The organism is Sorangium sp. So ce1036 (assembly GCF_051369805.1).
GTDB lineage: Bacteria > Myxococcota_A > Polyangia > Polyangiales > Polyangiaceae > Sorangium > Sorangium cellulosum_F.
Window position 1 is genome coordinate 9,888,448 of sequence record NZ_JBBMOX010000001.1, and the last position, 11,978, is coordinate 9,900,425.

Here is an 11,978-nt window from a genome sequence, read left to right on the forward strand (position 1 = left end):
ATCCTATTTCACGGTCAAATCGCCGAACTTCTTGATCTTGTCATTCGACCAAAAATTGTACCAAGGAACCCCCTGATCAGTCACCACCTCCATTTTTGTGTCATGCACAAGCCTGACGAGATCGTTGTATTTATTCCGGTCCTTGCATGCGATGCACCCGAGCGTGTTCCCAGGTCCATGCAATCTGAACTCGCCACGTCCCGTTGGTTCATGAACATCATCACGAGGCTTCGTATCCACAGCGTCGAGACGAAACCAATCCGGCCTCTTACCACCGCGCTCAAGGATCTCCCACTTCCCCTTTGGAATAGGATCGCCGAATGGCTTCCCGCCTGACTCAACCTCAACAGTGATCGTCTTCTTTGTGTCTCTATCTGTTACAGTAAGCGTTCCTGCCGTCGTGTCATACACCGCATCCACTAGTAGCCCGGTGGGGTCGACGAACCGCAGCGGATTGTTCCACGTATATGTGTACAGGGCAATGTTCATCGAGTGGAGCACGGAGTGGGATGTCTTACCGTGGCCGCCCGTCATTTGAGTTCCAGAACGCTCGCAGCCTGTCGTTCGAGGTTTACACTCTCGCCGCCCTGTCGCAGGCGACATGCTCTGGAGCCATGGGCTGCTAACGATGGCGTCGCTCGCTTGAGAATGGTCGATGTTCGGGTTGCGTCGCCGTGCTATCGCATTGGCGTTGCTTATATATATATCAAGGATCGGATCCGGGCTCAGCCACTGGCTCTGCCGCCCGTCGTAGTACCGCGCTCCGAAGTAGTAGAGGCCCGTTCCGAGATCGAGCTCCTTGCCGCTGAACGTGTGCCGGCGCGCCAGCTCGTAACGAGAGTCGGTCTCATCCTGCCAGAGCTCGCCGCTCGGGAAGTACTCGTCGTGCTGGATGAGCGTCTGCTCTTCGTTGCTGGCGTACTGCGTGCTGCCGAGGTGGTCGGTGTGGAAGTACAGCGTCGGAGGGTAGTTCAGCCAGGCGCTGTCCATCTTGGACGCGAGCTGCGTCTCCCCCGCGTACACGTGCTTGGTGAGGTAGCGGCCGTCCCGGATCGTGAGGTCCTGGCTGATGTATGCCGTCTCCTCCTGACCCACGACGTCATGCTTCGAGATCGCGCGCTGCCCCTCGCCGTCGTAGAGATTCCTCGAACGGGTCTGGTTGTTGAGCTTGATCTCGCTCGCGAGCCCCTCTTCGTTCCACGTGATCTCGCGGGTGGCGCCACGGAAGGTCCACTTCTTCTGATGGCCGCTCTCGTCGTACAGGTAATCGCGATCGTAGCGCTGCGACTCGTTCGCGGGCTGCTCGGAGGTGCGCGTCACCGCGTGCGGCCGAGGTCCATCATAGGTGTAGATCGCGTCGTACGTCTGCTCGGGGATGACGTGATCGTCCCGGAAGTCGTCGTCTGCGCCCGGAGAGAAGTCCGGCACCTGCCGCCAGCTCGCGTTCGTCTTTCGGCGGATGTTGTGGATGTCGTCGTACGCGAACGCCTGCGTGTAGCGGTACCTCCAGTCGTTCCGGGTCTGCACCACGCCGGACGCCTGCGTCAGGCGGTCCAGCGCATCGTACTGGTAGCTGTGAAGCAGATTCCCGACGAGCACGCTCCCGTTCATCTGGTTGTCGAACGGCGCGTCGTTCCGCAGCTCGGTCACGTTCCCATCTTCGTCGTACGTATAGCTGAGCCGCTGGAACGGCCTCGCCGGCTTGTTCTGCTGGCGCAGGAACGGATCGCGGTGGTCCGCGTTGACGTGGGCGAGCCTGCGCGAGCGCGGCTTGTACTCGTACGTCGTCTCGATGAAGTTGCCCGCGATGAGCCGGACCTTCTGCCCGAGCTCGTCGTACCCGAGGTGCGCCAGGTAGATGGTGTTCGGCGACTCGTCGGGGTGCTGCTCGTTGATCTGCGTGTTCAGCCCGACGATGCTCTTGAGGTTGCCTCCAGCGTCATAGCTGTAACTGATCACCTCGCGGCTCGGGTCGCCGAGCGGCTCCTGATCGGGATTCGGCCCGACCCGCAGGTCGGGGAACCGGATGCGCAGCACCCGTCCGAACGCGTCGAACTGATGCTGCACCTGGTAGCGGTACGGACCGCGGTGCGGCTCACGCAGCCGGTGGAACGTCGCCTCGATCTGCACCCGGTTGCCGTGCCGGTCGTAAAGGAACGTGCGCTCGCCGGCCTCGCTGGTCTCCGCCATCACGCGCCCGGCGACGTTCCCGTTCTCGTCGCCCGCGAGCTCAGGACCCCCGTAGGTGTAGACCCGCGACGTGCTCGTCGGATACGTCACCTGCCGCAGCCGATTGAAGTCGTACTCGTAGGTGATGCGCTGCGAGAGCTCCCGCAGCTTCGCGGTCTGCTTCTCCCGCAGGTTGCCGACCCGATCGTACGCCCACTCGATCAGCCCGGCGTCTGGGCTGTCCAGGCTCACCATGCGTCCGAGCGTGTCGTACGTCGCGGTCGTGACGTTGCCCCCGGCGTCCTCCACCTCCACCAGATCGCTCACGGCGTTGTAGCGATACTGGGTGAGGATCGGCGTCCCGTCCGCTGGATTCGCGCGCTCGATCATCTCGACGACGCGGTCCATGACGTCCCGGTGCTGGACGGTCATCGCGTCGTCGGGCGCCGTGACCGTCGTACGGAAGCGCAGGACTCCGTCCTGATCCGGCCCGAAGCCGTAGCTCGTGTTGACCTCGACGCAGCTCCTCTCGACGTCCTCCGGATCGGCGGGCGTCGTCAGCCTGGTCACGCGCCCGAGGACGTCGTATTCCCACCTCGTGAAGAGATCGTCGTCGCACTCGGGGCTCATCGCCGGGGTATCCACCAGGACGGTGGCGGCCTCCGTGCTGAAGACGGGATGCCCCTGCGCCTTCCGGCGCCCGCGCTCGTCGAACACGAGGCGGCCGCTGACGGTCATCCCGACCTCGGTGTGATCGCCGAAGTCCTTCTCCAGATCCTTCTTCGTCTGAATGACGCGTTCGAAGCCGTCGATGAAGATGACCGTCTCGACGTAGTCGTGTTGATGAGGCGGGACCGTGGGCGCGTTGCGGGACACGTCCTTGTGACCCATGATCGCCCAGAACGGCGCGGCAGAAGCCCCCGGCTGCAGCCCGTACACGGCGCGCAGCGTGGGGACCACGCCCTCCTGCGCGACGGGATCCGCCACGAAGTCGCTCGGCCCCCACACCGCGACAAGCCGGCCGAACGCATCGTACTTGTACCTCGTGTCGTGGCCGTTCAGGTCGGTCGTGGTGGCGACGGCACCGAACAGGTAGTTCGGGCGGCTCTCCGACTCGTAGCCGAACGAGTCGGTGATGCTCGTCCTGTAGATCCCCGTCCCGTCGTAGCCGTAGGTGAGCTCGTACGAGTTCGGGTCGGTCACCTTCGCGATGTTGCCGAAGTCGTCCCGCTCGATCGTGACCGTGCTCGCGGCGTCGTTGTACGTCGCGGTGGAGCCCGGAATGCCACCTCCGGTGATGTGATGGCTGAACGTCTCGAGCGCGCCCGTCGTCGGATGATAGGTGGCCCGCCGGTCGCGCAGCACGGTACCCGACGCGCTCCCGCTGCGCGCCACCACCCTGCTCGGCTGCGCGAGGTACAGCTCGCCGGAGCTCGAATAGCCGAAGCCCCGCGTGTCGTACTCGACCTCATAGAACAGGTCGTCCGCGGCGCCCTCGTCGGCGCTCAGGAAGAGCGTATCGAGGCCGCCGTGGTCGAAGCGCCAGGTCCGCCGCTCCTCCGTGGACTTCTGCGCCGTCGCCTCGCCCTCGAACCACGCCGTCGTGCGATGCGTCTCCGCGGGGAAGAACGAGCCCACGAGGGGCTCCGGCTTCGCCTGCACGCTCACCCCGCCGGGCGTCGGGTCCTCGTACGTGAACGTCTGGCGCGTGTAGGGGATGGGATCGCCGCTCTCCGAGACCCCTCGCTCGCTCGTCTGATGAACCAGCCCACGACGGTAGTAGTCCTGATTGTAGTACCACGTCTCGATCTGCGAGCCGTCGCCCGTGCTGCCCTCCTCGCCCCGCGTCACCGTCACGATCGACGAGCCGTAGTCCTCGCGCTCGACGCGATCGTACTTCCCCGTCTGCGCGCGCGCGCCCCCGCCCGCCGGCGCCGTGTAGTCCACGGCCTGCGCCAGCGTCTGGCCACGGCCGTCCATCGAGCGGATCCCGACGAGCGCGTAGCTGTTCCCCGGCAGGTCGACGCTCGGCTCCGCCTCGTCGCCGACCTCATTGCCATAACGCTCGTAGTCGAGCTCGAACCTGCCGTCGAAGGGGCGATTGACGGCCTTGAGGAGGTTGGCCCTCCCGAGCTGGTTCAGCTTGACGTAGACCTCGGCCTGGCCGTCGACCTTGGCGACGTGATCGACCAGCCCGTCGCCGTCGACGTCACGCCAGGCCACGTCGCTGCCGCCCGCCGTGTCGTTGTAGAAGCCGTAGACGCTGCCGCAGACGAAGAAGACGCAGATCTCGGCGTCGAACGTCGCGCTGTAGTCGCGCGAGGTGCTGAAGCTCAGCGCCTCGGGGTTGCCGTCCCCGCCGTCCACCTTCTCCAGGATCCTCGTGCCGAGGCTCGAGAACTCGTCTCTCACAGCGACCGGCCACTGCGGGAGCGGCCACGTCCGCTCGGCGTCGAAGCGATCGCCCAGGTTCAGCTTCACGTGGAGCGGCTGCTCTCCGGGCTCCGCTCCGGGCTCCTCCTGTCCGGCCTTCGGCTCGGGCAGGCGGCTCACGTGGTCGAGCTGTTGATGATCCCGGCAACCCGCGGGAATTCGGTGAAGTTCACCGGTGAAATCCGCAGTCGATGCCGGTGAAGATCGTGTCGGCTGCCGGTGAAGTTCACCGGTGAAATCCACGTCCGATGCCGGTGAGGTATCCCGGGAAAGAGGCGGCTCAGCGCTTCTTGGCGCGGCGCTGCTTGGTGCGGAGGGCGCTCAGCTCCTTGGCTTCCTTGAGCCGGTAGCTCTCGGCCTCGATTTCGATCACCTCGGCGCGGTGCACGAGCCGGTCGACGAGCGTGACGACGCACGCGGCGTGCGGGAAGACTTGGCCCCAGTCGGAGAAGGCCTTGTTCGTGCTGAGCAGGATCGGCCTGTGCGCCTCGTAGCGACGGGTGACGACCTCGAAGAGCAGGTCGGCGTAGCGGCTATCGTAGGAGAGGTAGCCAACCTCATCGATGCAGAGAAGCGCGGGGACCGTGTAGCGGCGCAGCCTTCGCGCGAGCGCGGCCGAGGACTCCTGCGCGGCGAGGTCGGCGAGCATGTCGCTCGCGGTCGAGAAGCGGACCGTGTGGCCCCGGACGACGGCCTGGTGGGCGACGTTCTTGAGGATCATGGTCTTGCCGACGCCGTTGGGGCCGACGAGCACGGCGTTGTGGCCGGTGGCGACGAAACCGGGGGCGAACAGGTCGTCGACGGCCTCGCGGTCGATCTTCTTGGGCCAGGACCAGTCGAAGTCGCTCATGGGCTTGAAGGTGGCGACGCGGGAGTTCTTGAGGCGGCGTTCGAGGCTGCGCTTGTGCCGCTCGCGCTCCTCGATGGCGAGCACCTCGTGAAGCCAGGGCTTGTCAGCGAGCTCATCCAAGCAGGCGAGCAGGCCGAAGAGACCAAGTCTCTTGAGGCGGGACTTGGTCTCGATGGGCGTCAGGTCGGTCATAGCGTCGAGTCCTTCTTCAGGGCGTCGTAGGTGGCGAGTGAATGCGGCGTGACGACGACGTTGGCGTGCTGGCCGCGCGTGACGGGGATCGAGACCGGAGGGGGCAGGCAGCGCTCGGAGCGGCGGCGGTCGATCACCTGGCGGACGGCACCGACGTGGATCGTGTCGCGCTCGAGCACCTCGACGAGGGCCTCTTCGAGCTCTGCGGCGCCGACGGCGTCGAGCATCTGCAGAAGCCGGGCGATCGCGCTGCCGACGTTGTCGCCGCGCTCGGCGATGACGCGAAGGAAGGCCTGGCTGCTGCGGGCGGCGCGGGCAAGGCGATCGAGGCCGCGGTGCTCGCGGGCGCGGCGCTTCTCATCGACGAGGCGCTGAATGTGCTCAGGCTGCTCGATCTGCTGACCGCGATCCCACGAACGGGCGTGGGTCGCGACGATCTCGTTGCCGTCGGCGATGCGCACCTGTTCGAGGTCGGCGAAGACGACCAGCGTGCGGCGCGTCCGGTCGTGGGGGACGGAGTAGTCGTTGAGATCGAAGCGCGCATAGGGGGTCTTTCCAACCTCGACCTCGACGCGCTCGTGGGCCGGAAACGGCGTGTCGGGGTGTTGCAAGAGGACGCTGCGCTCATCGTCGAAGGCCTGGCGCACGGTGCGGGCGCGGTCCTCGACCCAGGAGCGATCGAGCGCCGCGGAGCTGGTCCACTCGGCCGCTTGTCGGTTGAGATCGTCAAGGTCGGCGTAGGTCCGGGCCTCGAAGAACGCCTCGCGGACGTAGCGGATGGCGCGCTCGACGCGGCCCTTCTCGTTACCGCGGGCGACGGCGACGGGGCGCGGCTCGAAGCGGTAATGCGCCGAGAGATCCAGCAGCATGGGGTGGAACCGGATCGCGTCGCCGTGGCGCTCCACGACGGCGCTCTTGAGGTTGTCGTAGAGCAGCACGCGTGGAACACCGTCGAACTCGGCGAACGCCTCGACGTGCCCGCGCACGAAGAAGGGCATCGCCGCGCCCGGGAAGAAGCGCAGGAAGATCCGCCGCGAGTAACTGAGCACCATGACGAAGGCCCAGAGCGGTCGCCGAGCCCGGCCGATAGCCAGCTTGCCGAAGTGCGCCCAGTCGACCTGCGCTTGCTCGCCGGGCAGCGTGCGGAGCCGCTGGAATGCCTCGGCCGGCTTCTTGGGGCGGAGGCGGCAGATCACCCGGCGCAGATGATCCGGACCGCCCGGATAACCGCGCTCCTTGAGCATGACGAAGAGGCGACTCGAGCGCAGCGAGGGATACTTGCCGAGCTGCTCGACGATGAACGGCACGAACGGGTCGACCATGGACGGGCGCGGCGCGACGACCTTCGGGTCGACGCCCGCTTGCCCGAGCACGCGCTGCACGGTGGTGTGGTGCAGCCCGAGCTGGCCGGCGATGGTGCCAACGGGCCACTTTTCGCCGTGGTAGAGGCGCAGGATCTCGGCCTCCTTCTCCTTGGCGATCACCGCCACCTCCCGTCACCGCGGTGGCCCTCGTGGGACGCGGGGAGCGCGTCGGTGGAGAGCTGGCCGAGCGCGCCGCTCGCGCATGGCCCAGTGTGGAAGCCGCGCTCCGCAGAGCGAGCAGCGGCCGACATCTCGGATCCGATCGTCATCGTTGTCCTTTCGGCCGGGGGTGATCTCCGGCGCGACCTGGGACATCGACGCGGCCGCGGCTTCCGTCACCCTGTGATGCGTCACTTTCTGCGCCGAGAACTTGTCCCGCTGCCGCTCGCGGTACCGGGCCTGGCGAGCGGCATGGAGGCGGCGAGCGCGAAGCCGGGTCCGATAGGCGGCGCCGGCGCGGCGGAGCGACTCACGACGCCGGAGCGGGCGGCAGTCGAGGCAGAGGCGCTGGCCGCGATCGCAGCGACGGCAGAGGCGAAGCTGGACGCGGCAGCAGGCGCAGAGGGCGAGGCGGTAGGTGGACGAAGGCAACGAGCTCCATGCCGCCGATTTCTGGACCTGGAGCCCGGCTTGTGATGAGGGTGGGGGACTCCGACAAGGCGGAGCTCCAGAAGGCCCGAGGGTGGCAGCCCTCGGGCCTTCGACTTTTCGGCGGGCCCAACGTCTACGCTGCGGAGGCGAGCGGGGCCCAGATCGGCGCAGGTGGTGCGGGCGGTGAACGGTGAACGCTGGCGATCACGCGGCCGCGGTCTTCACCGATCGGACGCGGGACGCGATGATCACCGACAGTCGAGCAGGCCATCGCCGTTGATGTCGATGAAGTCCACCGCCTGCCGGTTGAGGCTGTAGACGTACCCCGCGCCGACGTGCCCGCCGCCTCCGAAGACGCCTGCGCTGAACGACGCGCCGACCGAGACGCCTGCGCTGAGCGAGCCGGTGTCCTCGTAGCGCGCCGCGTTCGGGCCGGTCGCGACGTCCATCACGTTGATATCATTCAGCACGTCCTCGCGGAGGCCGAAGCGGCCGGAGCTCCAGTCCGGATTCGACCACACGATCGGCGCCGTGAGACCGTAGCCGGTGTTGAGGCGCACGACGGGGCTCCCGCCCGCAGGAGTGAAGGAGACGCGGTCCGGCAGGCCATCCTGGTTGATGTCGAGCAGCTCCGTCTTCGCGGAGCTCACCGCGTAGTCGAGCCCGACGGAGAAGCTCGTGGACATGACCGCGCGCGTCCGACCGCGCGTGTCCGTGTCCGGGACCGCCTGGTCCTTCTCGTCGTTGCCGCCGAGCGACATGCTCACCTTGAAGCGCATGCTCTCCTGGTCGACCTCACGGAACTCGTCGAAGTCGACCGCGCGCTTCTCGGTGAAGCCGCTGCCGGTGTTGAACAGGACGCCGTCGCGCGTCACCAGATCGGGCAAGTTGTCCCCGTTCATGTCGAGGAACTCGACCTCACCCGTGGTATCGGCCGCGCCGATCCCGAGGTTCAGGTTGAAAGCGCTGGCGTCCAGGCCGTAGCTCCACGTATCGGACAGCCGCAGCGCCTGGATGCCCGCGCTCCCCGAGAAGCCGCGGCCCGCCTTCGTGCGCCCGGGCGAGAACAGCCCGCGCCCCACGAAGCTGCTCTGACCCCGCGTGCCGTACACGGGACCGGCGCCACCAGGCACCCCCACGCGGGAGATGGTCGCGAAGAAGAAGGGCGACGCGTCGTCGCTCACGTTCGCGTACTGGAGCGCAGGCTCGCTGAAGGCCTGGTCGCCGCGGTAGTCGCCGAACGACCACCGGTGATAGCCACCCGCCATCATGTCGTGCGTGGGCGCCGGAGCCTCGGTGTCGCCGAAGTCGGGATCCAGCCAGCGGACGTTGACGGGCGCGAGGTCCCCTCCGGTCGAGGGATCCCAGGACACCTGCCCGATGCCGGGCAATCCTCCGACCCACGTGATGGGCGACCTGGAGATCAGGGTGAAGTAGATGGGCTCCCCCGGCGTGATGCCGACCGGCGGGTCGAGCGCGACCGGACCCGTCGCCGCGGGGCCAAGGCACGTCTTCGAGAACAGCTTGTGGACGCCCTGCACCAGGGCGCACACCGGATGTTCCGTCGGGCCCTTCATGAAGGTGCCCGCGCTGGTCGAGCTCTCCGCCGTCACCGGGACGGTCGGCGCGCCGGCCTGCCACAGGAAGACCGCGACGTTCACCTCCGGCTGCTGCACGATGAAGCTCACGGGCACCGGATCTTCCGGCGTCGGATCGTCCTCGATCTCGCAGACGATCGCCTCCGGATCTTCCTCGGAGGGGCCGCACCCGAGCACGGCCCCCTCCACGTACACCTCGGCGTCCGGGTCCGGCCGGCTGTAGCGCGTGTACTCGACGAAGGGCTCCCAGCCGACCCGCTCGGGATCCACCGGCGAGTCGGACTTCAGCTCGAAGTAGAGCAAGTCGCCCGGATCGAGGCGAATGCCGGTGCCGGTGACCTGGTACGCCCCTTCGAAGCCGGCGCCCAGGCTGGCGGTCGCCACGCGCTGCGCGCCGCTCCAGTCGGCGGCCGTGGACGGCACCTTGTAGACGTTGAGCTCCACGTCGTCGGAGGTCGAGCGCTTCGTCCCCCCGCCGAGCACGCGGACCTCGCCCGGCGCGTTCGGGATCGCACTGGATACGCCATTTTTGCAAAAAAAAACTCGCCCGTGGCCGTTTCCACCTCGCCCGCGACCTGCCCAAAGGAGCGACCCACATCGAGGTCGAGGCAGCCGAGCTGTCGCTGATGCTCGAAGGGCTCGACCTGTCGCAGGCTTTACGGCGCAAGCGCTGGAGACTTGGCGTGAGATACATCGACGCGTCGAAGCAAGGCTTGATGGATGCGCGCGGGCTCGATATCCAGCGCGCCCGCTGACCAGTCCCCATCCGTCCCATGCTGCGCTGCCCGCCGATCTGGCGGATGTGCGACGTAAGCTGGAGCAGCTCGCGGCTGCCGGCCAGCTCTCGGAGCTCATCGAGCTGGTGCTCGGGCTGCTGGTCGATCTGCGCGACAAGAACACGGCGCTGTCGGCGAAGCTCGCGAGCGCTGTGGCGAAGCGGATTCAGGAGCGCGTGCTGGGCTCGTATTACCTGCGCGCCGACGACACGGGAATGCGCGTGCTGGATCGGGATCATCCAGCGGGGGTCAAGAGAGGGCACATCTGGGGCTTCGTCGGGGCCGAGCTGGTGTCGTTCGTGTACGCACCGGACTGGAGGGCAAAGCATCCGGCGGCGCTGCTTCAGGGCTTCACCGGCTACCTGCAGGGTGATGGCTACGCCGGGTACGGCGCGATGTTGCGCGGAGACGACGAGGGTGAGGTGATCGTGCCCGAGGAGCGCCGGCTCGGCTGTGGAATGCACATCCGCGCGAAGTTCGAGAAGGCGGCGAAGGGTGGCGACGCACGGGCCGCCGTGGCGCTCGCGTACTTCAAGGCCACCTACCGCATCGAAGCGGCCTGCAAAGCCGAGGCGCTCTCCCCGGAGGCACGCCTGGCGCGCCGGCACGAGCTGTCGATCCCCGTGGTCGACAAGCTGTATGAGTGGATTCAAGAGCTGCACCTGCGGCTCGTGCCGAATACACCGCTCTACATCGCAACCCAGTACGCGATCAACCAGGAGGCAGCGTGGCGGCGCTGCTTCACGGATGGGCGCTTCGAGATCGACAACGATGAAGTCGAACGGCGGTTAAGATCCGTGGCGCTCGGGAGGAAGAACTACTTGTTCGCAGGCTCGGACAAGGGAGCTGAACGCCTCGCCGTCGGTTACACGCTATTTGGCTCGTGCCGGATGCACGGAGTCAACCCGCTCGCCTGGGCGACAGACGTGCTCGGCAAGCTGCAGGGAGGCTGGCCGCGTGAACGGCTGGACGAGCTGCTGCCCGACGCGTGGGCGCGCTCGTCGCCCGCTGCTCCGGCCGTCGGCGATGCCGGCGCGCCCTGAACGACGCGGATCTCGATCCTCGCCACCGGGGTGCCGGAGGGGAGCACCTCGCCGGCTCTCTCGTGCCCGCCGGGTCCGCTCGGACCGCAGGTAGTCGCCGCCCGCGCCCAGTATCGTCGACCCCGACGATCGCCGCAAGGGGTCGCGCCCATGGCGATGGCTGGGCGATTACGACCAGCGACACCACGCCCGTCGCCAGACTGAAGGCGTCCCATGCCGACTCGAGCCACATCCCGTTCTGGTCGACGTAGTTCGTCGGATTAAGCCCAGTGTACGGTACAGGCTGAGGTTGATCGGCGCATGCACCCCGAGCGCCGCCTCTCCAAATCCCAGCACGCCATCACGGAGCCGGCTCGCACGCCCATCAAAGAGCGTGCTCGGCAACAGTGATACCTGGTCACTCGTCGACGCCTCGACAAGTAGAGAACCAAAGACGATTGAGGGCAAACAGAGCGTTCAACCGGGGCAAACGTCGCACTCTCCAGGAACATGGATTATTCATAATTCTCCAATTCCTTCCTCAGAGCACCTGCCAGTTCTTCCGAGCCCGGTGTCACGCCCTTTCCGCTGGGCGTGGGAAACACACCCGGCAGAATACCACTTTCTGCCAATCTCGGAAGCAACTCATCCAGAAGGTCAGCAAGAGGAATCTTTCGTGCTTCGTAGGCTGCCCATTCTCCCTCCCGATGAATCTCAGCATATTCCCGAGCTGGCCAGAGAGGAAACACCTGGCAGCCGTCTGCATTGGCCATGAGTGCCCATCCATCTTGCCAGAGCCCCCATGCTATCTGGTCGTCCGCAACACGCTTCACAAAGTGGCGGAATCGCTCGGGACCATCAAGACGAAGCACAGCTTGAATCTCATGCTCACTTGTCCGTCTCATGGATTCTTCCGCTCCTTGTTTGCTCGACCGTAATTGTCGAATTTATGCTGAGTTCGATGAAGGTCCGCGTCCTGGAGG

The 11,978-nt window shown here is 66.5% G+C and carries 8 protein-coding genes; 3 read left to right on the forward strand and 5 right to left on the reverse strand.

Features of this window, described 5'->3' with window-relative positions; translation table 11 throughout:
• Nucleotides 1-3 precede the first annotated feature (3 nt).
• The 3 genes from WMF31_RS37215 to istA all read right to left on the reverse strand — a co-directional run bounded on the left by WMF31_RS37215 (nt 4) and on the right by istA (nt 7,128).
• The gene (locus WMF31_RS37215; RefSeq protein ID WP_436606492.1) at nt 4-4,722 is read right to left on the reverse strand and encodes an RHS repeat-associated core domain-containing protein; all 4,719 of its coding nucleotides are present in this window, start codon (nt 4,720-4,722) and stop codon (nt 4-6) included.
• Between the two features lie 160 nt (nt 4,723-4,882).
• Complete coding sequence (locus tag WMF31_RS37220; protein WP_436606493.1) at nt 4,883-5,644, reverse strand: ATP-binding protein; 762 nt, start codon at nt 5,642-5,644, stop codon at nt 4,883-4,885.
• Nucleotides 5,641-7,128 carry an IS21 family transposase gene (istA, locus tag WMF31_RS37225; RefSeq protein ID WP_436606494.1) on the reverse strand — a complete coding sequence of 496 codons (1,488 nt, stop codon included), beginning with the start codon at nt 7,126-7,128 and terminating at the stop codon, nt 5,641-5,643. The genes WMF31_RS37220 and istA overlap by 4 nt, the downstream gene beginning before the upstream one ends.
• Nucleotides 7,129-7,353: 225 nt before the next feature.
• Between istA and WMF31_RS37230 the strand changes: the two genes are divergently transcribed.
• Complete coding sequence (locus WMF31_RS37230) at nt 7,354-7,644, forward strand: hypothetical protein (RefSeq protein WP_436601510.1); 291 nt, start codon at nt 7,354-7,356, stop codon at nt 7,642-7,644.
• Between the two features lie 203 nt (nt 7,645-7,847).
• Here the strand turns inward: WMF31_RS37230 and WMF31_RS37235 are convergent, their stop codons facing one another.
• Nucleotides 7,848-9,680, reverse strand: a complete 1,833-nt coding sequence (locus WMF31_RS37235; protein ID WP_436606495.1) for a hypothetical protein — start codon at nt 9,678-9,680, stop codon at nt 7,848-7,850.
• Between the two features lie 143 nt (nt 9,681-9,823).
• Here WMF31_RS37235 and WMF31_RS37240 point away from each other — a divergent pair, with 143 nt between their 5' ends.
• On the forward strand, nt 9,824-9,952 hold the full coding sequence (locus tag WMF31_RS37240) for a hypothetical protein (RefSeq protein ID WP_275938689.1): 129 nt from the start codon (nt 9,824-9,826) through the stop codon (nt 9,950-9,952).
• Between the two features lie 107 nt (nt 9,953-10,059).
• Nucleotides 10,060-11,016: an IS66 family transposase gene (gene tnpC / locus WMF31_RS37245; RefSeq protein WP_436606643.1), complete on the forward strand. Its 957-nt coding sequence runs from the start codon at nt 10,060-10,062 to the stop codon at nt 11,014-11,016.
• Nucleotides 11,017-11,510: 494 nt separating this feature from the next.
• Here the strand turns inward: tnpC and WMF31_RS37250 are convergent, their stop codons facing one another.
• Nucleotides 11,511-11,900, reverse strand: a complete 390-nt coding sequence (locus WMF31_RS37250; RefSeq protein ID WP_436606496.1) for a DUF2750 domain-containing protein — start codon at nt 11,898-11,900, stop codon at nt 11,511-11,513.
• Nucleotides 11,901-11,978: the final 78 nt, after the last annotated feature.

Bases quoted from the DNA above. Each gene is read 5' to 3' on its own strand.
- WMF31_RS37230 (WP_436601510.1), top strand. From the start codon at position 7,354: ATGCGTCACTTTCTGCGCCGAGAACTTGTCCCGCTGCCGCTCGCGGTA.
- WMF31_RS37250 (WP_436606496.1), bottom strand. From the start codon at position 11,900: ATGAGACGGACAAGTGAGCATGAGATTCAAGCTGTGCTTCGTCTTGAT.
- WMF31_RS37240 (WP_275938689.1), top strand. From the start codon at position 9,824: ATGCTCGAAGGGCTCGACCTGTCGCAGGCTTTACGGCGCAAGCGCTGG.
- WMF31_RS37220 (WP_436606493.1), bottom strand. From the start codon at position 5,644: ATGACCGACCTGACGCCCATCGAGACCAAGTCCCGCCTCAAGAGACTT.